Genomic DNA, 22,795 nt, shown 5'->3' with positions numbered 1-22,795 from the left:
GGCTTACTTCGGCCGAACGCTTTGATCGCCACCGGGACTGCCGGGCGGGGGAATCACCGGCGTATTGCTACTATCTGAATTCGGCGCGCGTGCCCGCATCGCGGGATCGACATTGCTCGGCGGGCACAGAACGCCATCTGATTTCGCGAGTTTATCGCCCAACGGCTCCGGGCTCTGGCCGGTCGTCGTACCGCTCGGAGCAATCGTCCCCTGCGGGGTCGTTTGTGTGGGTGCACAATTGGCATTTGCGCGCTCGGCCGATGGCGGCGCGGTCTGTGCGGGAGGCGTGGCAGGGGTCGGCGGCGCCTGCGCGAAGGCGGCGCTGGAACCGGCGATGACTAGACCTGCGATGACAAGCGACTGTTTGATCTGCATCCGGAGCCAACCGCGGGCGCGAACGGAGGTTCCGGTCCCGCGCTCCACAGTCAGGATTTAATGTAGCGGATCAGCGAAAAATGCCCCATCGGCGGCATCGGCCGCCGCTCGGCCAGTGTGATCCCGCCATGGACCGTTGCCCAGTCCACCAGCCGCTTCCACGGAAATTCCGGTCGCCAGCCGAGTCGGCGCGCCAGTGGCGCAAAGGCCAGTTCGAAAATCTTGCGCGGACCGCTTTCGGCGCCGATGTGATTGACGAGAATGAGCTCGCCGCCTGGTTTCAACACGCGGATGAAATCGTCCAGCGTCGCTTCCGGATCGGGTACGGCGGTGATGACATATTGCGCCACCACAGCATCGAAATGATTGTCGGGGAATGCGAGATTCTTCGCATCCATGACCGCCAGCGTTTCGACATTGGTGAGGTTGTGGGTGCGGACGCGCTCATGCGCCTTGCGCAGCATCGGCTCGGAAATATCGACGCCGCAAATCTTCGTGGTGCGGGCGTAATCGACCAGCGACAGACCCGTGCCGACGCCGACATCGAGGATGCGGCCGCCGATGCGATCGGCCTCGATAATCGTCGATTGCCGACCGCTATCGAACACCTTGCCAAAAACGAGATCGTAAATCGGCGCCCAGCGCCCGTAAGCCTTCGCGACCCCCGCGCGGTCGATATCGCCAGCCATGCCCCTACCCTGAACTCTTACACACGCATTGCTGCGACAGCGGGGACATTAGCATCGCGGGGGGGTGTGCTGACAGGGCTTTTCGCCGCAGCGCTCTTGATGAAGCCGCCGCCGAGCACGCGGGCCTGACCGTCCGGCGCGTCGTAGAACACACAGGCCTGACCGGGCGACACGCCCTCCTCGCCGCCGACCAGTTCGATCTCGTAGCCGCCATTCATAGCACGCAACCAGGCTGGCTGTGGTCCACGGGTCGAGCGCACCTTGACGAACAGCTCGAGGCCATTGCCAACAGCGCTATCGAGCGTCCCGCCGCCGATCCAGTTGACGTCGCGCAGCACAATGCGGTGCATCCGCAAGGCCTCGCGCGGGCCGACCACCACGCGCCGGGTGACGGCGTCGAGTTTGATCACATAGAGCGGCGCGCTCGCTGCAATACCGAGGCCGCGGCGCTGACCGATAGTGAAATGGATAATGCCGTCGTGGCGGCCGATGACATGGCCATCCATATCGACGATCTCGCCGGGTTCAAGCGCATTCGGCTTCAGACGCTCGATCACGTCGGTGTAGCGGCCGGACGGCACGAAGCAAATGTCCTGGCTGTCCTGCTTGTCGGCGACCGACAGATCGAACTGCCGGGCCAATTCGCGGGTCTGCGGCTTGCTCATGTCACCGAGCGGAAAGCGGAGATAATCGAGCTGTTCCTGCGTGGTGGCGAACAGGAAATAGCTCTGGTCGCGATCCGCATCGGCAGCACAGACCATGGCGCGCGAGCCGTTAGCAAGGCGGCGCGAGGCCACATAATGACCGGTCGCCAGCGCCTGCGCGCCGAGATCGCGCGCGGTCGCCAGCAGATCGCGGAACTTGACCGAACGATTGCATTCGATGCACGGCACCGGCGTTTCGCCGGAAGCATAGCTCGCGGCAAAATTGTCGATGACGGACTCGCGGAACCTGCTTTCGTAATCCAGCACGTAATGCGGGATCCCGATCCGCTCGGCCACGTCGCGGGCATCATGGATGTCACGGCCGGCGCAGCAGGCGCCCTTGCGATGGGCGGCGGCGCCGTGATCGTAGAGTTGCAGCGTAATACCGACGACGTCGTAGCCCTGCGACTTCAACAGCGCAGCCGTCGCCGAGGAGTCGACGCCGCCGGACATGGCGACCACGACCCTGGTGTCCTGCGGACGGCCTTCGAGATCGAGACTGTTGAGCATGGTTTCGGTCACTGATGCGACCGCGCTGGCTGCAAACCGTCGCGATCAGGAAAACGGAGCCAAATCCCGGAACTTAAGGTCGGTCCGACAATGGGTTGGGATATGGCACTTTAATATAGGCCGCCTTGCGCTCAATCAATCACGGCGCCTCGCCGGAAACGGCAATTCTTGCCGCCGGGCAGAAAAGATAATGCCGCGACGGTCCTCACGGAGGTTCCACCCGAATTACAACATACTGATTTATATAGATATTTTTATAAAACGAGAGGTGGCCCGGTCCTTGCTGAAAGGAGGATAGAACTCTTCTGGAAAGGCCGCCCGTGGTTAGCGTCACGTCCGATATCGTCTCAAACGTCTCGTTTCAGAACGCACGATCGAATTCATCCCGCGACGATCAGCGGTCGGACGCCGACAGCTTCGGCTCGCTGGTCGACAGCAACACCGTTGCCAGCACCAATAGCGACCGCGCCGCGGCCGCCCAGCCTGATCTGCCAGCACCCGCACGGCGCGACGACACCCGCTCCTCAAGCAATGACCGCACACGGCAGGCCGACGATCGCGCCGACGACGCGGCCGCCAATGCACGCGACCGCGACACCCACGCAGCCGATGCCGCGCAGGACTCCCGCAAGGCGAAGAAGAGCGACCCGAGCGACACGAAGGCCGATTCCAAGGCCGACGCGAAGACGGGCGACAAGACCGACACCAAGGACGCCTCGTCCAAGGATACCGACAAGACCGCAACGACCGACGCGGACGCAACGGCCTCAACCGAGAAGCCCGTCGCGGTCGCCGCCGTCGCCGTCGCGATCCCCGTGCCTGCGGCCACGACCGATGTTGCAGTAGCTCCGACAGCGCCCGAAACCACCGGCGTTGCACAGCCTCTCGCCATCGCTGCAGCCGTTTTGAAAGCCCAGACGGCAGTGACCGAAGCCGCAACGGTTGACGCCGAAGCGGCGCCTGCATCGACGGCCCCGGAAGCCGAAGCGAATTTCGCGGCACTTATCGCATCCGCGACACCCGCGGGCGGCAAAGCCGGCGCGAAGAAGACCAGCGCAGCCGATGCCACAGCGGCATCAACGGCTGAGGTCAAATCAGAAGACAAGACGAAGGCGGCCACGACGACGTCCACGCAGCCAGTCGACGCTGCCGCAGCGGCAACAGTCGGCAAGGACGCCAAGCCGGGCGACAAACTCGTCGATGGCGCAGCAACTGACGCGACCACTGTTGCACCGGAAGCTGCAAAGCCTGCGGCTAGCGCTGCCCACGAGCGTCGCACCGAACACACCGCTCAGGCTGCAGTACCGGATGTGACTGCGCCGACCACCAATAGCTTGCAGCAGCAGCCGTTGCAGACCGCAACGACGCCGATTGCAGCTGCGACCCCGCAATTGACCGCCACGGTCGCGACCAATGCGCCAGTGCCTTTGAATGGCGTCGCCGTCGAGATCGCGCAGAACGCCAAATCGGGCAAGAGCAGCTTCGACATCCGGCTCGACCCTGCTGAGCTTGGCCGTATCGATGTCCGCCTCGAAGTCGACAAGCATGGCAATGTCACCTCGCATCTCACCGTCGAGAAGCCGGAAACCCTGACCATGTTGCGCCAGGATGCACCGCAACTGCAGCGCGCACTCGAACAGGCTGGTCTCAAGACCAACGACAGCGGACTACAATTCAGCCTGCGCGATCAGTCGGAAGGCCAGCAACAGAACAGTGGCGAGAATTCGGGTCGCAACGCCCAGCGCCTTGTGATCCACGAAGACGAGTCCGTGCCTGCGATCGCTGCGGGCCGCGGTTATGGCCGCATGCTGGGATCCAGCAGCGGCGTCGACATCAGTATTTGAGGAGCGAACCATGGCAGTTGACGCAACGACTCCAAGCCCTGTCGTATCCGGCACTACGCCGGTATCGAACTCGAGCAGCAGCTCCGGCTCGACGACCACCGGCATTGCCGATAATTTCCAGACGTTCCTGACGCTGCTGACGACGCAGCTGCAGAACCAGAACCCGCTCGATCCACTCGATACCAATCAGTTCACGCAGCAACTCGTGCAGTTCGCAGGCGTCGAACAGCAGCTCAAGTCGAACGATCAGTTGAAAGCCCTGGTCGATCTCGGCAAAGCTACGGAAGCGACGCAGGCGCTCATCTATGTCGGCAACAACGTCGCTGTCGATGGCAGCACGGCGCAATTCAAGACGTCGGCGACATGGAATCTGCTCGCCGACAAGGACTCGACAGCCACCGTCAACATTACGAATTCCGCTGGTAACGTTGTCTACACCGGCAAGTATACGTTGAAGTCCGGCAACGGCACTTTCGTATGGGATGGCAAAGGCAATGATGGCGTTCAGTATCCCGAAGGGGCCTATACGCTGACTGCAACGGGCAAGGACGACAACGGCCGCGATGTCGCCATCTCCACGGAAGTCCAGGGCGTTGTGGATTCCGTCGATCTGTCAGCGAGCCCCGCTCTGCTCTCGATCAACGGCGCCAACTATACCGTCGACAAAATCAAGCGCGTGGTGCGTCCGACGACTCCGACGACGCCAACCACACCGACAACCTAACGCTGCGCCGCATCATCTCCTCGGGACGATTATTTCGAACCAAATCCAGTTCTATTCGCATTGGAGTTGTAGGCTTAGGCAAATTTTAAGTCGCTGGGCGTAGGTTGTTGAAGTGAGTTCAGTGGTTGAGAGTTTGTGAGTACGCCATGACAGAACCCCATCGCCCGAGGGTCAAATACGTCATCGGGCCTGACGGCAGTCCGTTAACAATTGCGGATCTGCCCGCGCCCGGAACCAAACGGTGGGTCATCCGCCGCAAAGCCGAAGTTGTCGCCGCCGTCCGCGGTGGCCTTCTGTCTCTTGAGGAAGCCTGCAGCCGCTATACGCTGACAGTCGACGAATTCCTCTCCTGGCAGTTCTCGATCGACCAGCACGGTCTGGCAGGACTGCGGACCACCCGCATCCAGCAGTATCGTCAGTAAACGAATCGTTAATATCTCCAATTCGATGAAAACCGGCTCCCTCATGGGAAGCCGGTTTTCGTCATTTGGCCATATTTTTGCCACCCGTTAACCGCCGTTAACCATATCGAAACCATACCCCGGCAAAATTTGCCCAGTCGGTCTTTGAGGCCGAATCTCAGGGGCTGGTTCGTGCAGAGTCTTCTAAGTTTCCTTAAAGGTCTCGGCGCGGCGCGCCTGATGGCGATGGTTGCGGTGACGGCCGCGCTCATCGGCTTCTTTGCTTTCGTCATCATGCGGGTCAGCACACCGCAGATGACCACCCTTTTCACGGATCTGAGCGTCGAGGACTCCTCGGCGATCATCAAGGACCTGGAACGTCAGGCCATCCCTTATGAGCTGAAGAACGACGGTGCCGCCATCATGGTGCCGAAGGACAAGGTAACTCGCCTGCGCATGAAACTGGCCGAAGGCGGCCTGCCCAAGGGTGGCGGCGTCGGCTACGAGATCTTCGACAAGTCCGACGCTCTCGGCACAACAAGTTTTGTCCAAAATATCAATCACTTGCGCGCTCTCGAAGGTGAATTGGCGCGAACCATCCGGGCGATCGACCGGGTACAGTTCGCCCGCGTTCACCTCGTCCTGCCGGAACGCCCCCTGTTCTCCCGCGAAGCTCCCGAGCCTTCGGCCTCGATCGTCGTCCGCGTCCGCGGCGCCCTCGACCCGCAGCAGGTCCGGGCGATCCGCCATGTCGTCGCCTCGGCCGTCAACGGCCTGAAGCCGGCCCGGGTTTCGATCGTCGACGAAGCGGGACAGCTGCTCGCCGACGGCGCCGCTGACGCGACCATGGAAGGCGCCACCGGCGACGAACGCCGCGCCGGCTTCGAAAAGCGGATGCGGAGCCAGGTCGAAGCGATCGTTTCCTCGGTGGTGGGCGCAGGCCGGGCCCGGGTCCAGCTCACAGCCGACTTCGACTACAACAAGGTCACGCAGACCTCCGACAAATTCGACCCGGAAGGCCGGGTCTTGCGCTCCAGCCAGAGCCGCGAAGAATCCTCCGCCGTCGGCGAGCGGGATGGCCAAGTCACCGTCAACAACGAACTGCCAGGCAATCAGGCGGCCGGCAACACGGGGACGGCGAAGGATCAAAGCAAGAAGTCGGAAGAAACCAACAACTACGAAATCTCCCGCATCACCAAGACCGAAGTGACCGAAGCAGGCCGTGTCAATCGCATCTCGGTCGCGGTACTGGTCGACGGCAGCTACAGCAAGAACGAGAAGGGCGAGCAGGTCTACGCCCAACGCCCCAAGGAAGAACTCGATCGCATCGCAGCGCTGGTCCGTTCGGCCATTGGCTTCGACCAGAAGCGCGGCGATCAGGTCGAGGTCGTCAACCTGAAATTCGCCGAGGGCCCAACTGTCGTTCCGACGCCGGAGCCGACCGGTCTGCTCGGTATGATGCAATTCACCAAGGATGACGTGATGCACGTCATCGAACTCGCGGTCATGATGCTGCTCGGTCTGGTCGTGATGTTCATGGTCATCCGCCCGCTCGTCCGCCGCGTCCTCGCCTCTGAGCCCGTGCCGGCGCTCCCTGCAGCCAACGCTCTCGTTCTTCCCGACGGTGTCGCCCTCAGCGCTGACGGACAGACCGTCATTCCCGCCAGCGGCCCCAACATGATCGACGTCGCCACCATCCAGGGTCAGGTCCACGCGCAATCCGTGCATCGCGTGGGCGAACTGGCTGATCGTAACCCCAATGAAACCGCAGCCATTGTTCGCGCATGGCTGCAGGAACCGGCGTGATCTGAATGGCATCCGTTCCGCAAACCACCGGCGACAACAGCAGCGACATCGCCAGCGTCGTCGCTTCGCTCGCACAGCGCCAGGGCGGCCGTGCGCCCGCGAAGCCGCTCAGCGGCCCGAAGCGTGCAGCCATCCTGATGCTGGCGCTGGGCGAACAGTATGGCGGCAAGGTGTGGGCGCAGCTCGACGACGACGAAGTGCGTGAGCTTTCACTTCACATGTCGTCGCTCGGAACCATCGAGCCGGAGACGGTCGAAGATCTGCTGCTCGAATTCGTATCGCGGATGTCCGCCTCCGGCGCCCTGATGGGCACTTTCGATGCCACCGAGCGTCTGCTGACCCAGTATCTGCCGTCCGAGCGCGTCAGCGGTATCATGGAAGAAATCCGCGGCCCCGCCGGCCGCAACATGTGGGAAAAACTCTCAAACGTGCAGGAAGAGGTTCTCGCGAACTACCTGAAGAACGAATATCCGCAGACCGTCGCTGTGGTGCTGTCGAAGCTGAAGCCGGAGCATGCGGCACGCGTGCTCGGCATCCTGCCCGAGGATCTTGCGCTCGACGTCATCAACCGCATGCTCAAGATGGAAGCGGTGCAGAAGGAAGTCATCGAGCGCGTCGAACAGACGCTGCGCGTCGAATTCATGTCGAACCTCTCGCAGACCCGTCGCCGCGACGCGCACGAAGTCATGGCGGAAATCTTCAACAATTTCGACCGCCAGACCGAGACGCGCTTCATCACCTCGCTGGAAGAAGACAATCGCGAGGCGGCCGAGCGCATCAAGGCGCTGATGTTTACCTTCGACGACCTGATCAAGCTGGATGCCGGCTCCGCACAGACCCTGATGCGCAGCATCGACAAGGACAAGCTGGGTATCGCACTGAAGAGCGCCAACGAGGAAGTGCGCGCCTTCTTCATGGGCAACATGTCGTCCCGCGCCGCCAAGATGCTGACCGACGATATGGCCGCGCTCGGCCCGGTCCGTCTGCGCGATGTCGACGAGGCACAGGCACTACTGGTGAATTTGGCCAAGGATCTCGCCGCCAAGGGCGAAATCGTGCTGACCAAGAACCGCGCCGACGACGAGCTGGTGTATTGATGGCCGCCCCCGCAAAATTTCTGTTCGATATGGACTTCGCAGCGCCCGACAAGACGCGTGCGCCCGCGATCACGCCCGCCGAGATCGCGGAGAAGGTTGCCAACGCCGAAGCCCAGGCCTATCGCGCCGGATTCGATGCGGCCCAGCGCGAAGCCAAGGCTGAAAGCGACCGTCGCGCCGCATTGGCGCTGGAACAGATCGGTGTTGCGATCTCCTCGATCTCGTCGCGCTTCGGGGCCATCGAAGAAAAGATGGAAACCGAAGCTGTCGATGTCGCGGTGTCGGTGGCACGCAAACTCTGCAGTGAATTGATCGCCGTTGAGCCGCTCACCGAAGTCATGGCCCTGGTCCACGACTGTTTCAAGAATCTGGTGTCGACGCCGCATCTCGTGGTGCGCATCAACGACCAGCTCTATGACGAAGCACGCGAACGCATCGAGAAACAGGCCAAACAAAGCGGCTTCGCCGGTCGCCTCGTTATCCTCGCCGAGCCGGATATCGAGAACGGCGACTGCAAAATCGAATGGGCGGATGGCGGCGTCGTGCTCGAACGCTCAACCATCGACGCCAAGATCAACGAACTCGTCGGACGCTACATGGCGTCGCGCAATCAGGCCTGACAGGGCTGTGAGGACTAGAATATGAGCGATCCACAGGTGCCGCTTCCCGATCTCAATGCCACCGATCCCGGCGCAATGGGGGACGTGGGCTATGCTGACGAAGAACAGGTCACGCGTATTGCCGCCGATCTCGAAGCGGTTTTCGACGTTCCAGTCCAGGTCTCGGCCGTGCTCGGCCGCTCCAAGATGGGTGTGGGCGAATTGCTGAAGCTCGGGCCCGGCACCGTGCTCGAACTCGATCGCCGCGTTGGCGAAGCGATCGACATCTACGTGAACAACCGCCTGGTGGCGCGCGGCGAAGTCGTTCTCGTCGAAGAAAAGCTCGGCGTCACCATGACTGAAATCATCAAGGCTGAACGCAGCTAATTCGGGATAAACGGCGCCTCAAGGGCGCGACCAGGATATAACAGGAGATCACCATGCGGCTTCTCATCGTTGGTACCCTCAAGGGCCAACTCACCACCGCCACCAAGATCGCCATGGATAACGGCGCCTCCGTGGTTCATGCCGAAGGCCATGATCAGGCGATGGGCGTGTTGCGCGGCGGCAAGGGCGCAGACCTCCTGCTGGTGGATGTCGCCCTCGACATCCGCGACCTCGTGATGCGGTTGGAAGCCGAACACATCCATGTGCCGATCGTCGCCTGCGGCATCACCACCGATGCCCGCGCTGCGGTCGCCGCGATCCACGCCGGCGCCAAAGAATACATCCCGCTGCCGCCGGATCCAGAACTGATCGCCGCCGTTCTGGCCGCCGTCGCCAATGACAGCCGCGACCTGATCTATCGCGACGAGATGATGGGCAAGGTGGTCAAGCTGGCGCAGCAGATCGCCGGCTCCGATGCGTCGGTGATGATCACGGGCGAATCCGGCACCGGCAAGGAAGTGCTGGCGCGCTACGTCCACACCCGCTCCAACCGCGCCAAGAAGCCGTTCATCAGCATCAACTGCGCTGCAATCCCCGAGCATCTCCTGGAGTCCGAACTGTTCGGCCACGAGAAGGGCGCCTTCACCGGCGCGATCGCACGCCGCATCGGCAAATTCGAGGAAGCCACCGGCGGCACGCTCTTGCTCGACGAAATCTCGGAAATGGACGTGCGGCTGCAGTCGAAGCTGCTGCGCGCCATTCAGGAGCGCGTCATCGACCGCGTCGGCGGCACCAAGCCGGTGCCGGTGGACATTCGCATCATCGCAACCTCGAACCGCAACCTGTCCGACGCCGTACGCGAAGGCACGTTCCGCGAAGATCTGCTGTTCCGCCTCAACGTCGTGAACCTGAAGATCCCGCCGCTGCGCGATCGCCCGGCCGACATTCTCGAACTGGCGCAACATTTCGCCAAGAAATATGCCGACGCCAATGGCGTGCCGGTGCGTCCTATCTCCGCCGAGGCGCGGCGCGTACTCACCGCCAATCGCTGGCAGGGCAACGTCCGTGAACTCGAAAACACGATCCACCGTTCGGTGCTGATGGCCAACGGCGACGAGATCGGCGCGGATGCCATCCTGACCCCGGATGGCGATCGTCTCGATCTCGCCAAGACCCCGCCGGCCGTGGCGCATGCAACCATGGCGGCAGAAACCGTGACCCGCGCACTGGTCGGCCGTACCGTAGCCGATGTCGAGCGCGATCTGATCCTGGAGACGCTGAAGCATTGCCTCGGCAACCGCACCCATGCGGCCAACATTCTTGGCATCTCGATCCGCACGCTGCGCAACAAGCTCAACGAATATGCCGATGGCGGGTTGCCGATCACACCGGCCGGAGCAGGCGCCGGCGACTATCGTGCGGCCATGGGCGCGATGTAATTACGCGAAGAACGACAACGACGCGCCCTGCGAATAGCTCGGCGCGTCCTGCTTGCGAAAAATCTTGATCGGATCGCCCGGCGTCAGCTCCTGCCGGGTGAACATCGCATAGGCGTAGAGCGCGAGATAACCGATCGAAATCGCGCCGATCACATAGACGATCCCAATGCCGATCCGCTTCATGCGACCGCACCCCGCCGCACGAGATGGCGGAGCCACAGCCAGATCATCGGGACGACCACGAGTTCGCCGATCAGACTGATCAGGAGTCCCACGGTCGGAAAGCCATGACTGAGCACGGCCAGTAGACGCGCGGCAGCGCCGAACACGAGAATGAAGGTTACGATCGAAATCCGCTCAAAGCGTTTTTCGATCTGCGGGATCGCCGACCAGTAGATCAGCCCGACCGCCACCAGCACGCCTTTGATGAAGCGCACATAGCCTTCCATCGTCACGCCGAGCCTGACGCCCGAGAGGCTGGTGCCGAACAGCACGCCGGTCAGGCCGAACAGGATGGCCACGAGGCCGACAATCGCCAGCGCGATCTGAAGCAGTCTGCGTTCCAAAATGGGCTCCCTGGGCTCAAGCAGCCTAATAACTGCGTCATGGAACGACAATGAGCAACCGGCCACGTCAACTTGGGGGTCTCCGGCTTGCGTCAGACGCCTGAATGGTTAGCTTTCCCCGCTGAGTCGCGGCAAAATGGCTGCGCACCGCTTTCCAGAGACGCAATGCCGACCTTTACCCCGCATCAGGATGCCGCGCTGAAAGCCGTTGACGACTGGCTGAAGGCGAAGCCAGGCCGCAACGGCACACCGCAGGTGTTCCGGCTGTTCGGCTTTGCCGGCACCGGCAAGACGACATTGGCGCGGCACGTCGCCGACAATGTGGACGGCGAGGTGAAATTCGCAGCCTTTACCGGCAAGGCGGCGCTGGTGATGCGCAACAAGGGCTGCGACGGCGCGTCCACGATTCACTCGCTGATCTATCGCGCTCGTGAGAGCGGCGAGGAACAGCCGAATTTCGAATTGTGGGACGATGCGCCAGCCTCGAAGGCCAAGCTGATCGTGATCGACGAATGTTCGATGGTGGACGCGGAGCTTGGCCGCGACCTGCTGTCATTCGATTGCCCTCTGCTGGTGCTCGGCGATCCCGCGCAGTTGCCGCCGATCCAGGGTGGCGGCTTCTTCACCGAGACCGAGCCCGACGTGATGCTGACCGAAGTGCATCGTCAGGCCGAACACGATCCGATCGTGCGCATGTCGATGGATGTCCGCGAGGGGCGGTCGTTGCAGCCCGGACAATATGGCCTCAGTGAAATCGTGTCGCGCAAGGCGCTCGATCCGGACCGCGTGATGGCCGCCGATCAGGTGCTGGTCGGCCGCAACAACACGCGACGCGCCTACAATATGCGTGTGCGACAGAAACTTGGCATCGAGGACCTGCTGCCGGTAGCCAATGACAAGCTGGTCTGCCTGCGCAACAATCGCAAGAAGGTGCTGTTCAACGGCGGTCTGTGGCGTGTGAAAGCGCGCGCTGCCTCGAAGTCGCAGATCATCACCATGCGGATTTCGCCGGATGAGGATTTTGGCGGCAAGGTCACCAAGGTCTCCGTGCGCGCAGACTGTTTCTCGGGCGGTGTTGAGACGTTGCCATGGGAGCAGCGCAAGCCTTACGATGAATTCGACTATGGCTACGTGCTGACCGTGCACAAAAGCCAGGGCTCGCAATGGGACGATGTCGTCCTGTTCGACGAGAGCTTTGCATTTCAGGAGAGCCGCGCCCGCTGGCTCTACACGGGCATCACCCGCGCCGCGAAGCGCTTAAGCATCGTGGTTTAACGCGCGTATTTTGCAATCAACCGCATGCGCTGATCTGACGCGTCTCGGCTCACTAGGCCTCGTGGAACAAGATGCCCGCCCGAACGTTTGGGCCACTTACGCATAATAAGGAGCTCGATATGCATCCTGCAAAAATCCTGACGATGGCCACGATGATCGGTGCGAGTGCGCTGGCGTTTTCGGCGCCGGCAACATCAGCGCCACTGCTTAGTCAGCCCAGCCTCGCCAGTGCCGTACCGTCGGCTACCGAGAACGTGCAGTATTATCGCCGCTACGGTTATGGCCCACGCTACGGCTACGGTCCTGGCTACTATCGCCGCGGACCCAGCGCTGGCGCCGTCGTCGGCGGCCTCGCAGCTGGCGCCATCATCGGCGGCGCGATTGCGGCCAGCCAGGCCAACGCGGCAGCCCAGCAGAATGCAGCCTATTGCGCGCAGCGCTATCGCTCCTACGATCCGGCGTCAGGCACTTATCTGAACAACGACGGCAATCGCTATCCCTGCCCATAAGCGGTTAGCGCCATAGTCAATCAGAAAGCCGCGGGACGCATGTTCCGCGGCTTTTTCCTGCCATCCAGATCCTCACGAACTCGTGTCCGGTATCGCGTAACAAGCGAGATCCTTCTCCGTATCTCCGATACGCCGCCCGGAAATGCCGATTGCGAACCGCGGGCTCCGGTCTAGACTGCCGATATCCGGCCATCGATCATCCAAGAGGACCTGCTATGCGCCGCTCCCTGTTCAGCCGCCTCTCGCTCTGCGCCTTTGCCGGCGCATTGGCGATTTCGACCGCCCTCGTGGCCCCCACTTTTGCCGCCGAAGAGGCTGTCATCATTCCCGCACCCGCGGCGGATACGCCGGCCGCGACCGGCATTCAGACTGCGGTGATTGCGGGTGGGTGCTTCTGGGGCGTCCAGGGCGTATTCCAGCACACGGCAGGCGTCGTTAACGCTGTGTCCGGCTATGCCGGCGGCTCCAAGAGCTCGGCCAATTACACCGCGGTCAGCACCGGCTCGACCGGGCACGCCGAAGCGGTTGAGATCAAATACGATCCGCAAAAGATCAGCTACGGCAAGATCCTGCAGATCTATTTCTCGGTGGCGCATGACCCGACCCAGCTGAATCGCCAGGGCCCGGATTCGGGAACGCAATATCGGTCGGAAATTTTCGCGACGACGCCGGAGCAGAAGAAAGTGGCGGAAGCCTATATCGCCCAGCTCAACGCTGCGAAGGTCTACAAGAAGCCGATCGTCACCAAGCTCGGCATGCTCGAAGCCTTCTATCCAGCGGAGGCTTATCATCAGGACTACCTGACGCTGCACCCGAACCAGCCCTATATTGCCTATAACGATATTCCGAAGGTCGAGAACCTGAAGAAGATCTTTGCCCAGAACTATATCGAGAAGCCGACGCTGGTGAGCGCGTCGAAGGTCACAAACTGACCTGAGCGCTCGCAGCCACGGCCAATCGGGAAGGAGAAGGAATGACCGATACCAAGACCACATCCGGCAAGGTCGAAAAGAGCGAAGCCGAATGGCGCCGCGAACTGACCCCGATGCAGTATGCGGTACTGCGCGAAAAGGCGACGGAGCGTCCGTTCACCGGCGAATACGAGCATGACCATACGCCGGGCACCTTCGTCTGCGCCGGCTGTGGCCAGACACTGTTCGAGTCCGACGCCAAGTTCGATTCCGGCTGCGGCTGGCCGAGCTTCACGCAGCCCTCACGAGAAAGTCATATCGACGAAGAACGCGATGTGACCCACGGCATGATCCGCACGGAAGTGCTGTGCTCCAAGTGCAATGGTCATCTCGGACATGTGTTCGACGACGGCCCCGGACCCACGGGATTGCGCTATTGCATCAACTCCGCGGCCTTGAAACTTCAGCCTAAATAAATACGTATCCAGTATCGAACTGTTTCAGTGCCCCGTGCGACTCATCGAAGTCTCGCGGGGCATTTCTGTCCAATACTTGTCCGTAAGCGGCTTCGCCCATTGCCTGTTACTTGAACATGCCTCAGCGGCATGCACGTTCGCGAAGAAGAATAAGAAAGTACCAAGATGTCTACCCGTTCAAACCGTTTGTTGCTCGGCATTGCCCTTGCGGGTCTCATTCTCGAAAGCTTGGCGTCCCACCCCGCACTGGCGACCGACAAGGTGTCGCTGTTCAAGGTGATCACGGCCAAGGACGAGATCATCATCGGCATTAACGATGACCAGCTCTCCACTTTCGAAGCCAAGAACGCTGGCGGCGTCGCCAAGCATCTGGTCCAGAAGGGTACGCTGACGGCCTGGCAGTACGCCGTGCGCAAGGCTGAGGCCGGGGCGCTGGAGCAGGCGCCTTTGCGGCAGGTGGGGCTTATGTCGACTGAGGCACTGCGGGTCGAGCCCTATACCACCCCCCTGAAAATCGTGCCGCTGCCGGACGTGACCGGACAATAGGCAAATATTGCGCCGCGCGCGCCGCTGCCCATGCCTTAAGCGCGCGCTAAGCTCTTTAAATCACAAAGTTATTACGGCAATACCGTCTGCGCACGGCGATTCATCATGCTGTATCGCAGGTGTCGCAATCGGCCAAAACGTGCTTATATTGGGGTCTGTCCTGAAATGATGTTCCGCGCGCCGCCGGATCGGCTGCATTGCGAATGAAGCGTCGTTTCGTTGCGTATTCAGATGAGGTCCCCGACCATGGCAGCTTTCAGCTACAACACCGCAGCCGAACTCTTCCCCGCCGCGATCCGCAAGAAAAAGCGCGCCGGTTTCGCCTATCGTCGTTTCGATACGGCCGCCGCCGCCGTCCAATTCGCGATCGAGGAGCTGCCGGCTGACTCGCTGAACGGCGCCTATCTGCAGGTCGAGGAAGCGCGTTTCGACCAGAGCGGCATTCGCTCGCTCTATGAGAGCCAGGACTTCCCGCTCGAGCGCCGCGTGCGCGCCGAAGAGCCTGCGACCGACGACGCCGACGCTGCTTGAGCTTTACGAATTGAGACGATCGCAGCCCGGACTCTGAACTAGAGTCTGGGCTGTTTTTCGAGCCACTTGCGCAGCATTCTGACGTTGCGGACATTGGCCCGGAACATCACGTCGAACGCATCGCCGATAAACGGCACGATGCCGACGGCACCGTCCACCGCAACATTGCCCAGCATCCGCGCCGTGAGATGCCACGGCGCACCGAGCGCCCGTGCCTCGCGCACCACCCATAGCGAGATCGCCGTGGTGATGATGTCGCCCACGATCGGAATCAAGCCGATCAGACCATCGATGCCGTAGCGGATCTTGGTGCCCGGTACGATGAAGGCGACGTCGAGCAGTTTCGCCAGCGCATCCAGCCGCGCCAGCCGTTGCTCGCGCGTGAGATTGGCAAACGGATTGGCGCCCGCTCCGAAGTCGAACCGAAAGCTCTGCACGTCCGGCCGAAGTTGCTCGGGCCGAACCTCAAAACCATCCTGATCGATGATCGGACCATGCGCGGACGCCGGTTTGCGCGGGCGGCCGGCGTCGTAAGTGGTTGATTGACCTGTGCTCATCATGGCCATGACATGGGGGACAGGCGCCAACTCTGCAAGCGGCATCGCGTCACGCCTCATCGGGCGATCCACCGCGATCCCCATATTTGCCGCGCAGAAATTCTCCAACCACCGGTTGAATTGCAGGGAGCCCGCTATATTCTGCCCGCGCCGGGAACGGGTGGGGATGAGCGATGCGACGACCCTTGGGTGACGTGTGCCTCGATATTGCAAGCTTCGCCCGGGAGCGGAAGCACGAATTTCTCTCCTACATCCTGCGGCTCGCGGCAGCAGAGGCCTACCAGACCACGGCCGAGGACGACGCGTTCGAGATGCCGATGCCGCGCCGGCTCGCCGCCCGTGAACTGATCGCCGGTTTCTGGGACTGGGACATCAGCAACGACCGCAACTATCTTGATGCCGGGGCTGCCCGCTTCTTCAATGTCGATCCCGAAACGGCCGCGCGCGGTCTGCCGAACATGGCCTATCTCGCGGCGGTCCATCCCGATGACGTTGACCGGGTGCACGCGGCGGTCGCGGCCGCGATGCGATCCGGCGGCATCTTTGAGTGCGAGTGTCGTCTGATCAAGAACGACCGGATCAGCTGGGTTCTCGCGCGCGGCAGTTGCACGCTGGACGGACATGGCCGCCCCGTCCGCCTGCCCGGCGCGATCATCGACATCACCCACGACAAGACGATGAACTGAGGCGATCAGGCCAGCTTGCGGGCGCGGTCGATGGCTTCATCCATGTTGAGAGCCGGCACCATCGACGGCGCTTCGAGATCGCAGAGGGCGAAGCGGTTCTTGCCGTCGTGCTTGGCGGCATAGAGCGCCTGGTCCGCGGCCGCGATCAGTCGCTCCGGATACTGCCCGACCTGCGGGTGCCACTGCGCCACGCCGATGGACGCCGCAATCGGAATCTCGCCGGGCGCACAGCCCGCGGCGTCGATGCGGCACACATCCAGAATGCGGCGCGCGATGTTTGCCGCTTCGTGCAGCGTCGTCGCCGGCAGGATGATGCTGAACTCGTCGCCGCCGGAACGCGCCAGCAGATCGCCGGGGCGGAGCTTGCTCTGGGTCATCAGCGTGAAGTGACGCAGGCAATCGTCGCCGGCGGCATGGCCGTGGCCGTCATTGATTTCCTTGAAGCCGTCGAGATCGATCGCCAGCAGCGCGAACGGCTTTTGCGTGCGGCGCGCCAGCGCGCATTCCTCGGTGAGGCGCTGCACCAGGTGACGGCGATTGGCGACGCCGGTGAGATCGTCGACCAGTGCGAGTTCGGCGACTTCGCCGCGCAGGCGGTCGATGGCCATCAGGAGGAATCCGAAATTCCACGACATCGCCAGGAACACCAGCACCAGCACCATCATGGCCTGGAGATTGTTGAAATCGGCAAAGGTCATATTGCCGCCGATATTCGCCAGCGCCGCGGCCGAGCGCACGGCATGCGCAGCAACGAGCGTGATGGCGAGCCAGCCGGCGAGACGGGCGCCGGCATTGCCGCCGCCATCCTTGCGCGACAACAACAGCGGCACGGTCATGACAACGGTGACCGACTGTCCGGCGGAATAGATCAGCACGCGCATCGTCATGTTGTCGTGCCACAGCGTGAACAGCAGCAGGCCGGCCAGGCTGGCGGCGATGATGACGGCTTGCGCGCGCCAGCCCGCCGGGCGGCCGTAAAACTGATTCATGCCGATGGCGGCGAGGCTGGTGGCCAGCAGCAGCAGGCCGTTGCCCAGCAGGATGGCGATCAGCGGATCGACGCCGACGCCGCGCAGCACCGAGATGCTGTTGCCGAGCGCCGCGGCGAACGCGGCGGCGGTCCAGTAACGCGCGGCGTGCAGGTTGGGATAGCTGGTGGCCACATAGGCCCAGACCACGCCGAGGGCCAAAAAGTTGACGGTGAACACCGTGAACAGCGTGCCGACGTTCAACATCGGCGGCATCCGCCACGTTGTGCGTCGCGCTTCTGCGCGCTGCTGTCGATCCCCGCCATCACTCTCACCACTCGTTCCCAGCGGGTGGTAAAATGCGTCGGCGACGCTTAACGGAATCTGACTGGCCGCGGATAATCCCCAGTGTGGTTTTGAAAGAGTGAAAGGGAATGAGTTAATCCGACTTTCACCATCGGGGTTCCCAAAGTTCGCCCGGCGGCCGCGCGGCTTAACAAAAGTTTAAAACCGCGCGCCCCCTCGCCTCACCTACCGTCCCGTAATCTATCGGCCAGCCGCGAGACGATCGGCGAAATAGCCGATGGTCTTGCGATAGATCGTGGCCCTGTTCCATTCGCGCATCGCCTCGAAATTCGCCGTGCCCTCGCCGTAAGGCTGGCCGCCCTTGAAGCCTGCAGTCTTGAGCAGGTTCGCGGTCGAGGCCAGCACGTCCGGCACCGAGTGGCGCAGATCGACATGGCCGTTGCCGTCGAAATCGACGCCGTATTTGATGTAGCTCGACGGCAGGAATTGCGTCTGGCCGAGCTCGCCGGCATAGGCGCCGATCAGGTCGCGCTGCGGCAGGTCGCCGCGCTGCAGGATCTTCAGCGCCGCGATCAGCTCGCCCTGAAACAGCTCGGTGCGGCGGCAGTCATGCGCCATGGTGGAGAGCGTGCGGATCACCGGCATCTTGCCGATATCGCCCTTGCCGAAATCCGACTCGAGACCCCAGATCGCCACCACGATTTCAGGCGGCACGCCGAAGCGTTGCTCGATGCGCGACAGCAGCGAGGCGTGACGCTGCATCATCTGCAGGCCCATGGAGATGCGGCCCTGGCCGACGCGGGTCGAGACATATTGCTCGAAACTCTTGTTGAAGGTGCCGCGCTGGCGGCGATCGAACGACAGCACCGCGGGGTCCTGCGTCACGCCGGCAAAGGCCTGCGAGATCACGCCCTGCGACACGCCGGCGGCGGCCGCCTCCTGCGACATGGCCGCGATGAAACCCTGGAAGTCGCCGCCGCATTTGGCGGCCTGCGAGGATGTGGCCGTCAGCGCAACCGAGACGAAGGACACAGCGGCAATGGCAATGGCGGTGATACGATTGGTCATGAAAAACCTGTTGGGTTGGCGATACCGGAGTGTGGCATGACCGATGTGTCCGAACAACGGCGCGCCTTGTTCTCGTCATTCCGGGGCGCGCGCGACGCCGAAGGCGGCAAGCGTGAACCCGGAATCCCGACATGGCCTAGCGCTATCTGAGCCTCCCATGTCGGGATTCCGGGCTCGCGTCCGGCAAGCGCCGGCCGCGCCCCGGAATGACGTGCGTGGGATCTTCAGACATGCGTCATCACCCCTGTTGTTTGCGGCGCGGGGGCGCCGTCGTCTGTCGCATTCCCACCCTCCTGAGAGAGGGCGTGCGGAACGCCGGGTGCCCGTTGCACCCTTGGGCCTGATGCGATGCGGTCTTCCGCAATCTATAGAGTGCATCAGGACTTTCGGAGGCGCTGGGCGAAGTGCCCGGCGTTCCGCCTGCGGTGTTTTTTCGGTTGCCTGCACATCTGCCTTGGCGAACGGCCCCATCACCAAAATTAGTGTCCCAGGGCGGAGGGACAGGGTAGCCTCAAGCACTTAAGCCGGACGCGTTTCGATTTGGTCGTCCGTCACACTGTCCAGGGGTCTGTCCATCCGAAGGTCGGCCGTCTCCTTGCCAGTGGCAGTGCTGGCGCAGATCCGTCCTGCCCGAAGACAGACGTTCCCCCATGAACCGCGTGACGCCGCATCTCCGGCGTCCACCGCATCCCACCCCGCGAACGTGACGATCGCGATCGCCCCTCTCGGTGGGGCAGGACAAAGGGGATAATAATCCTTATTCCTGAAACGTCAAGAACAAACCATGAACATTTGGTCGCAGGCCGGGCGGCGCGTCCCGCCGGTAACCACTGCCCGCTTTTGCCCACAGATGCATGCACGCTTTGCGCGCTAAGGCTTTGACTTCGCCTGCGCCATCCCCCACTTAACCGCCATGGCCAAGAAACCCGGTACCAATCCCAAAGGCGAATTCGCCTTCTTCAACGTCTTCTATGAAGACGGCTCGCAGCGCTCCAACCGCCGCGTCCCCTCCGAATTGCTGGGCGGCCTCGACGGCGACGAGCCGGCCAAAGCCGCCATCGCCGAGCAGGACCGCGAGATCGCCGAAAAGTCCGGCCGTCCGGCGCTGGAAATCAAGAGCGTCGAGCGCGTGGGCGCGAAGAAGAAGTAGTAGCAAGCTTCGCAAAATCAGCATCTGAATTTGAAATGGCCGGGCTTGTCCCGGCCGTTTGCTGTCGAGCGCGAACTCTACGCGGCCGCAGCGGTCAACTATCGTCTACCGTGATTGCCTCGGCTGGTTCAATGAAGAAGGCCATCGGAACACCCGACAAGTGCCTCTCAGAGCTCGACATCAGGAGCAACCTGTTGACCGTATTGTCCTGCATGCCGCCTGGAGGAGCGACGCACGAGATGCGCCCTTCCTTCAAGGGCACGCCCGACTTTTTGAATCCGGCCTGCGCCGCGGCATGCGCTTTGGCGAACCGGCTGGCAAACTGCGCCTCTCGATTGGGCTTCGCCCCGCGCTCTTCCAGATTGGAAAGGTACTTGAAGAGGTCCCGGAGCAAATCCGGGTAGCCTGCGCCGCTCTTGCTCAGGGCCGCGGCGACCACGTCCGTCGCGTTCTGCGGGAACGCGAACTTCGAGCGCTCGATATCAGTCACTAGCGGGGCAAGACCGGGAGTCGCGGCCTTGTAGCGCTTCCGGATAGCGCCCTGGACCTCGCTCCAGCGAAGGGGACTATCCGTGACAATGCACGAACCCGTTGCCTGGGCTAAATACATAGTCATCTCGAAATTCGGTGCGAGCTTGAACATACTCATCTGCCCGCCGCCTTTTCCGCCTTCCAACGAGCCCTCCTGGAGGACGGCTAGAGGATCATCCTCCCGCATCCACACACTGGCACGCATCGTGGCCTCAACCTCTTCCTCACTGAGGTTTGGCTTGAACTTGTGGAGCTGCCTGCGCATCGCGTCCGGCGGCATCAGCATGATACCGCGCCGGCTATCCTCTTCCATCGTCTCTCGTAGGCGGGGGTCGTACTTCGGGTCCACCCGCGAAGCTCGAGCCCGTGCCATGCCCATCATCTGCTCGCGAAGATGAAAGTCGAAGTCGCAAGGGTCCGGTACGAGGTTGATCAAGCCGAGGTCGACGAGCGGCATGACATTCAGAAAGAACATGATCGTCTTCAAGAACTCCTGCCGATAGGACTTCGGATTGCCGGTCGGGCTCATCTCCTTCTTCATGATTCCGGGGTGGACGAACGGATGCGCCACTATCAGCTCACCGAAGTACAGCGGAGCAGCGAGTGCGAAGTCTGTGATCGACGACGGATGGATAGACCCCGTGTAGACGGCGCGAGCTTCGCCGTCGGGTTTGGGCAGCAGCGCGAGCAGATCAGTTTCGAGCGGCCACAGCCCTTCGTAGAGGTGGTAAATCTCGCCTATCTTCTCGTCGGTCAGCTCGCGGCGAATCTGCACCCAGTCCTTCCCGGACTCGAGTTCCAGCACGTTCACTATCGCGTGCTGGAGCATCAGGTTGCGCTCGCGGATGCTCTTCTCGTTCCAGGCTGGCCGCAGCGCCTCGGGCTTCGACTGGCAACACTCTTTAAACGACTTCCCCTGCCCGCATCCGCAGTAGTCGCCCGGCCGCAAAGGCTTCTCCGGCAGCTTCTTGATCAAGAACTCCCGGGGCTTCTCGGTCCTACCGAACTCGTCCTGGTAGTGGACGTCGCCGCTCTCGTACTTGACGAATATCTCGCCGCCGAACTCAAACAGGCCGAACTCGGGCGGCAGCAGCGTTTTCCGCAGTTCGCTCCACGGCTGTGTCACCGTCCGCTCCGGATACAGCCACTCTTTGCGCCCGCCGCCGATATAGCGACGCGCGCGCTTCTTGATCACGAAGTTGATTTGCGCGACTTCCTGCGCGGTGAGCTTTCGCCCGCGTATGAACGAGTCGATCTTGGTGATGGACTGCCGGTAGTTGCGCGCAAAGGTCCTCTTCTGGAGCGGATCGGTGTCCGGGTCCTTCGCGTATTCCAGGTTCGTGAGGATCAGGCAGTGGTCGCGGTCCATCGGGTAAATCGTCTGCGTCCCGCGCAGCGCAATTCCGGGATCAAGCGGGTAGGCGCACCCTCGGTCCGTGGGAGGGACCGCGTGGTTGTAGATCGTCACAGGATGGTCACTCGTGATGAACTTCACGTCGGAGTCTTCGGCAGAGACAATTTCGCGCACGCCGCCGACCCAGATCGTACAGTGCAGCATGCGGATGCCCTGCATCTCGAACATGAGCTCGTTCTGTGTGAGAGCCGGGTACTGGGCCTTCAGCCAATCCAAACCCTTCGGCGTGCGGATTTTCTGGATATCTAGAAAGTCGAAGAAGTCTTGGAAATGCTCGTGCCATTTGCGCATGTCCGTGCCGATGAACGCGCGCACGGCCTGCGAGCCCCGAGTGTCGACATCGCCGAAGAGGCCCCGCTCGATCTCGTCGTTGACGGACGTACCGAAGAAGGTCGAATACAAATCAGTCTGAAAGAACGCCCTTGAGGTCGGCGTGTTATTCCACGCGCCGTTCTGGGTGATCACGCGCCCGTCGGGGAGGGTTTTCTGGTCCGGAGTCATGTCAACATAGGCAATCGACTTCCGGCCGGCCTCGAAGAAGCCTTCCTGATACCATTGCGGGACGTAGTGGTTATCTCTCGTTATCGACATTTCCGCTGCTTCACCTGACATCCCGTACGCTGGCGCCCTCTCCTGACGTCTCCAACGGCGCGCAGCTTTGCTGCGCTGGGGGAGAGGTGACACTGCGGACGGAGCGTGCCCCTCACCCCGCCCCGCCCGCCATCT

At 62.1% G+C, this 22,795-nt stretch carries 25 protein-coding genes; 16 read left to right on the top strand and 9 right to left on the bottom strand.

What is annotated here, in order from left to right; genetic code table 11:
* Positions 1 to 3: 3 nt before the first annotated feature.
* From AB7813_RS25300 to mnmA, 3 genes are read right to left on the bottom strand one after another with little or no spacing between them, the layout of a single operon-like run.
* The gene (locus AB7813_RS25300) at positions 4 to 375 is read right to left on the bottom strand and encodes a hypothetical protein (RefSeq protein WP_120289121.1); all 372 of its coding nucleotides are present in this window, start codon (positions 373 to 375) and stop codon (positions 4 to 6) included.
* A gap of 50 nt (positions 376 to 425) precedes the next feature.
* Positions 426 to 1,064 carry a class I SAM-dependent methyltransferase gene (locus tag AB7813_RS25295; RefSeq protein ID WP_089262053.1) on the bottom strand — a complete coding sequence of 213 codons (639 nt, stop codon included), beginning with the start codon at positions 1,062 to 1,064 and terminating at the stop codon, positions 426 to 428.
* A gap of 17 nt (positions 1,065 to 1,081) precedes the next feature.
* Positions 1,082 to 2,278, bottom strand: a complete 1,197-nt coding sequence (gene mnmA, locus AB7813_RS25290) for a tRNA 2-thiouridine(34) synthase MnmA (RefSeq protein WP_441228999.1) — start codon at positions 2,276 to 2,278, stop codon at positions 1,082 to 1,084.
* Between the two features lie 320 nt (positions 2,279 to 2,598).
* Between mnmA and AB7813_RS25285 the strand changes: the two genes are divergently transcribed.
* The 8 genes from AB7813_RS25285 to flbD all read left to right on the top strand — a co-directional run bounded on the left by AB7813_RS25285 (position 2,599) and on the right by flbD (position 10,575).
* Positions 2,599 to 4,122 (top strand): flagellar hook-length control protein FliK, encoded by a 1,524-nt coding sequence (locus AB7813_RS25285; RefSeq protein WP_441228674.1) that lies wholly within the window; start codon positions 2,599 to 2,601, stop codon positions 4,120 to 4,122.
* 10 nt (positions 4,123 to 4,132) lie between these two features.
* Positions 4,133 to 4,846: a flagellar hook assembly protein FlgD gene (locus AB7813_RS25280; RefSeq protein ID WP_439057234.1), complete on the top strand. Its 714-nt coding sequence runs from the start codon at positions 4,133 to 4,135 to the stop codon at positions 4,844 to 4,846.
* A gap of 146 nt (positions 4,847 to 4,992) precedes the next feature.
* Positions 4,993 to 5,268, top strand: a complete 276-nt coding sequence (gene sciP / locus AB7813_RS25275; protein ID WP_002714638.1) for a CtrA inhibitor SciP — start codon at positions 4,993 to 4,995, stop codon at positions 5,266 to 5,268.
* A gap of 171 nt (positions 5,269 to 5,439) precedes the next feature.
* Positions 5,440 to 7,053 carry a flagellar basal-body MS-ring/collar protein FliF gene (fliF, locus tag AB7813_RS25270; RefSeq protein ID WP_441228673.1) on the top strand — a complete coding sequence of 538 codons (1,614 nt, stop codon included), beginning with the start codon at positions 5,440 to 5,442 and terminating at the stop codon, positions 7,051 to 7,053.
* 5 nt (positions 7,054 to 7,058) lie between these two features.
* The gene (fliG, locus tag AB7813_RS25265) at positions 7,059 to 8,150 is read left to right on the top strand and encodes a flagellar motor switch protein FliG (protein WP_089262059.1); all 1,092 of its coding nucleotides are present in this window, start codon (positions 7,059 to 7,061) and stop codon (positions 8,148 to 8,150) included.
* Positions 8,150 to 8,770 (top strand): FliH/SctL family protein, encoded by a 621-nt coding sequence (locus AB7813_RS25260; protein ID WP_175366387.1) that lies wholly within the window; start codon positions 8,150 to 8,152, stop codon positions 8,768 to 8,770. The genes fliG and AB7813_RS25260 overlap by 1 nt, the downstream gene beginning before the upstream one ends.
* 21 nt (positions 8,771 to 8,791) lie before the next feature.
* A complete protein-coding gene (gene fliN, locus AB7813_RS25255) occupies positions 8,792 to 9,136 on the top strand; it encodes a flagellar motor switch protein FliN (protein WP_089262063.1) in 345 nt (114 codons plus the stop codon).
* A 53-nt stretch (positions 9,137 to 9,189) separates the two neighbouring features.
* Positions 9,190 to 10,575 (top strand): sigma-54-dependent transcriptional regulator FlbD, encoded by a 1,386-nt coding sequence (gene flbD, locus AB7813_RS25250; protein WP_068733445.1) that lies wholly within the window; start codon positions 9,190 to 9,192, stop codon positions 10,573 to 10,575.
* On the opposite strand, the gene AB7813_RS25245 is transcribed toward flbD, so the two are convergent.
* Both AB7813_RS25245 and AB7813_RS25240 read right to left on the bottom strand, forming a co-directional pair.
* The gene (locus tag AB7813_RS25245) at positions 10,576 to 10,758 is read right to left on the bottom strand and encodes a hypothetical protein (RefSeq protein WP_093759441.1); all 183 of its coding nucleotides are present in this window, start codon (positions 10,756 to 10,758) and stop codon (positions 10,576 to 10,578) included.
* Positions 10,755 to 11,141 carry a DUF4345 domain-containing protein gene (locus AB7813_RS25240; protein ID WP_158596755.1) on the bottom strand — a complete coding sequence of 129 codons (387 nt, stop codon included), beginning with the start codon at positions 11,139 to 11,141 and terminating at the stop codon, positions 10,755 to 10,757. Before AB7813_RS25240 ends, AB7813_RS25245 begins: the two co-directional genes overlap by 4 nt.
* A 165-nt stretch (positions 11,142 to 11,306) precedes the next feature.
* Here AB7813_RS25240 and AB7813_RS25235 point away from each other — a divergent pair, with 165 nt between their 5' ends.
* The 6 genes from AB7813_RS25235 to AB7813_RS25210 all read left to right on the top strand — a co-directional run bounded on the left by AB7813_RS25235 (position 11,307) and on the right by AB7813_RS25210 (position 15,389).
* Entirely contained in the window at positions 11,307 to 12,416 is a 1,110-nt protein-coding gene (locus AB7813_RS25235) for an ATP-dependent DNA helicase (protein WP_093759443.1), read from the top strand.
* Positions 12,417 to 12,535: 119 nt separating this feature from the next.
* On the top strand, positions 12,536 to 12,925 hold the full coding sequence (locus AB7813_RS25230; RefSeq protein ID WP_439079452.1) for a BA14K family protein: 390 nt from the start codon (positions 12,536 to 12,538) through the stop codon (positions 12,923 to 12,925).
* 215 nt (positions 12,926 to 13,140) lie between these two features.
* Positions 13,141 to 13,857 carry a peptide-methionine (S)-S-oxide reductase MsrA gene (msrA, locus tag AB7813_RS25225; RefSeq protein WP_120288505.1) on the top strand — a complete coding sequence of 239 codons (717 nt, stop codon included), beginning with the start codon at positions 13,141 to 13,143 and terminating at the stop codon, positions 13,855 to 13,857.
* A gap of 41 nt (positions 13,858 to 13,898) precedes the next feature.
* Positions 13,899 to 14,312: a peptide-methionine (R)-S-oxide reductase MsrB gene (msrB, locus tag AB7813_RS25220; RefSeq protein ID WP_093759446.1), complete on the top strand. Its 414-nt coding sequence runs from the start codon at positions 13,899 to 13,901 to the stop codon at positions 14,310 to 14,312.
* Between the two features lie 165 nt (positions 14,313 to 14,477).
* Positions 14,478 to 14,858 (top strand): hypothetical protein, encoded by a 381-nt coding sequence (locus AB7813_RS25215; protein ID WP_441228672.1) that lies wholly within the window; start codon positions 14,478 to 14,480, stop codon positions 14,856 to 14,858.
* A 246-nt stretch (positions 14,859 to 15,104) separates the two neighbouring features.
* The gene (locus tag AB7813_RS25210) at positions 15,105 to 15,389 is read left to right on the top strand and encodes a hypothetical protein (RefSeq protein WP_068733430.1); all 285 of its coding nucleotides are present in this window, start codon (positions 15,105 to 15,107) and stop codon (positions 15,387 to 15,389) included.
* Between the two features lie 38 nt (positions 15,390 to 15,427).
* Here AB7813_RS25210 and AB7813_RS25205 read toward each other — a convergent pair whose 3' ends face one another.
* On the bottom strand, positions 15,428 to 15,946 hold the full coding sequence (locus AB7813_RS25205) for a DUF4112 domain-containing protein (RefSeq protein WP_441228998.1): 519 nt from the start codon (positions 15,944 to 15,946) through the stop codon (positions 15,428 to 15,430).
* 173 nt (positions 15,947 to 16,119) lie between these two features.
* On the opposite strand from AB7813_RS25205, the gene AB7813_RS25200 reads away from it, so the two are divergent.
* Positions 16,120 to 16,632 carry a PAS domain-containing protein gene (locus AB7813_RS25200; RefSeq protein WP_089262075.1) on the top strand — a complete coding sequence of 171 codons (513 nt, stop codon included), beginning with the start codon at positions 16,120 to 16,122 and terminating at the stop codon, positions 16,630 to 16,632.
* Positions 16,633 to 16,637: 5 nt separating this feature from the next.
* On the opposite strand, the gene AB7813_RS25195 is transcribed toward AB7813_RS25200, so the two are convergent.
* Entirely contained in the window at positions 16,638 to 17,867 is a 1,230-nt protein-coding gene (locus AB7813_RS25195; protein WP_441228671.1) for a GGDEF domain-containing protein, read from the bottom strand.
* A gap of 279 nt (positions 17,868 to 18,146) precedes the next feature.
* A complete protein-coding gene (locus AB7813_RS25190) occupies positions 18,147 to 18,974 on the bottom strand; it encodes a lytic murein transglycosylase (protein WP_309947500.1) in 828 nt (275 codons plus the stop codon).
* A 913-nt stretch (positions 18,975 to 19,887) separates the two neighbouring features.
* Between AB7813_RS25190 and AB7813_RS25185 the strand changes: the two genes are divergently transcribed.
* Positions 19,888 to 20,124 (top strand): hypothetical protein, encoded by a 237-nt coding sequence (locus AB7813_RS25185; protein ID WP_068733419.1) that lies wholly within the window; start codon positions 19,888 to 19,890, stop codon positions 20,122 to 20,124.
* A 94-nt stretch (positions 20,125 to 20,218) separates the two neighbouring features.
* Here the strand turns inward: AB7813_RS25185 and AB7813_RS25180 are convergent, their stop codons facing one another.
* Entirely contained in the window at positions 20,219 to 22,681 is a 2,463-nt protein-coding gene (locus AB7813_RS25180) for a DUF4238 domain-containing protein (protein WP_441228670.1), read from the bottom strand.
* Positions 22,682 to 22,795: the final 114 nt, after the last annotated feature.

The sequence above is a fragment of the Tardiphaga sp. 20_F10_N6_6 genome, assembly GCF_052076045.1.
Classification (GTDB): Bacteria; Pseudomonadota; Alphaproteobacteria; order Rhizobiales; family Xanthobacteraceae; genus Tardiphaga; species Tardiphaga robiniae.
The sequence above is the reverse complement of the archived record's forward strand: the minus strand, read 5'-3'. Positions and strand labels throughout refer to the sequence as shown.

What these genes read in the sequence shown, in the direction of transcription:
- AB7813_RS25300 (WP_120289121.1), bottom strand. Translation starts at nt 375, where the DNA reads ATGCAGATCAAACAGTCGCTTGTCATCGCAGGTCTAGTCATCGCCGGT.
- AB7813_RS25295 (WP_089262053.1), bottom strand. Translation starts at nt 1,064, where the DNA reads ATGGCTGGCGATATCGACCGCGCGGGGGTCGCGAAGGCTTACGGGCGC.
- mnmA (WP_441228999.1), bottom strand. Translation starts at nt 2,278, where the DNA reads ATGCTCAACAGTCTCGATCTCGAAGGCCGTCCGCAGGACACCAGGGTC.
- AB7813_RS25280 (WP_439057234.1), top strand. Translation starts at nt 4,133, where the DNA reads ATGGCAGTTGACGCAACGACTCCAAGCCCTGTCGTATCCGGCACTACG.
- sciP (WP_002714638.1), top strand. Translation starts at nt 4,993, where the DNA reads ATGACAGAACCCCATCGCCCGAGGGTCAAATACGTCATCGGGCCTGAC.
- fliG (WP_089262059.1), top strand. Translation starts at nt 7,059, where the DNA reads ATGGCATCCGTTCCGCAAACCACCGGCGACAACAGCAGCGACATCGCC.
- AB7813_RS25260 (WP_175366387.1), top strand. Translation starts at nt 8,150, where the DNA reads ATGGCCGCCCCCGCAAAATTTCTGTTCGATATGGACTTCGCAGCGCCC.
- fliN (WP_089262063.1), top strand. Translation starts at nt 8,792, where the DNA reads ATGAGCGATCCACAGGTGCCGCTTCCCGATCTCAATGCCACCGATCCC.
- flbD (WP_068733445.1), top strand. Translation starts at nt 9,190, where the DNA reads ATGCGGCTTCTCATCGTTGGTACCCTCAAGGGCCAACTCACCACCGCC.
- AB7813_RS25245 (WP_093759441.1), bottom strand. Translation starts at nt 10,758, where the DNA reads ATGAAGCGGATCGGCATTGGGATCGTCTATGTGATCGGCGCGATTTCG.
- AB7813_RS25235 (WP_093759443.1), top strand. Translation starts at nt 11,307, where the DNA reads ATGCCGACCTTTACCCCGCATCAGGATGCCGCGCTGAAAGCCGTTGAC.
- AB7813_RS25230 (WP_439079452.1), top strand. Translation starts at nt 12,536, where the DNA reads ATGCATCCTGCAAAAATCCTGACGATGGCCACGATGATCGGTGCGAGT.
- msrA (WP_120288505.1), top strand. Translation starts at nt 13,141, where the DNA reads ATGCGCCGCTCCCTGTTCAGCCGCCTCTCGCTCTGCGCCTTTGCCGGC.
- msrB (WP_093759446.1), top strand. Translation starts at nt 13,899, where the DNA reads ATGACCGATACCAAGACCACATCCGGCAAGGTCGAAAAGAGCGAAGCC.
- AB7813_RS25215 (WP_441228672.1), top strand. Translation starts at nt 14,478, where the DNA reads ATGTCTACCCGTTCAAACCGTTTGTTGCTCGGCATTGCCCTTGCGGGT.
- AB7813_RS25210 (WP_068733430.1), top strand. Translation starts at nt 15,105, where the DNA reads ATGGCAGCTTTCAGCTACAACACCGCAGCCGAACTCTTCCCCGCCGCG.
- AB7813_RS25205 (WP_441228998.1), bottom strand. Translation starts at nt 15,946, where the DNA reads ATGAGCACAGGTCAATCAACCACTTACGACGCCGGCCGCCCGCGCAAA.
- AB7813_RS25200 (WP_089262075.1), top strand. Translation starts at nt 16,120, where the DNA reads ATGCGACGACCCTTGGGTGACGTGTGCCTCGATATTGCAAGCTTCGCC.
- AB7813_RS25195 (WP_441228671.1), bottom strand. Translation starts at nt 17,867, where the DNA reads ATGTTGAACGTCGGCACGCTGTTCACGGTGTTCACCGTCAACTTTTTG.
- AB7813_RS25190 (WP_309947500.1), bottom strand. Translation starts at nt 18,974, where the DNA reads ATGACCAATCGTATCACCGCCATTGCCATTGCCGCTGTGTCCTTCGTC.
- AB7813_RS25185 (WP_068733419.1), top strand. Translation starts at nt 19,888, where the DNA reads ATGGCCAAGAAACCCGGTACCAATCCCAAAGGCGAATTCGCCTTCTTC.
- AB7813_RS25180 (WP_441228670.1), bottom strand. Translation starts at nt 22,681, where the DNA reads ATGTCAGGTGAAGCAGCGGAAATGTCGATAACGAGAGATAACCACTAC.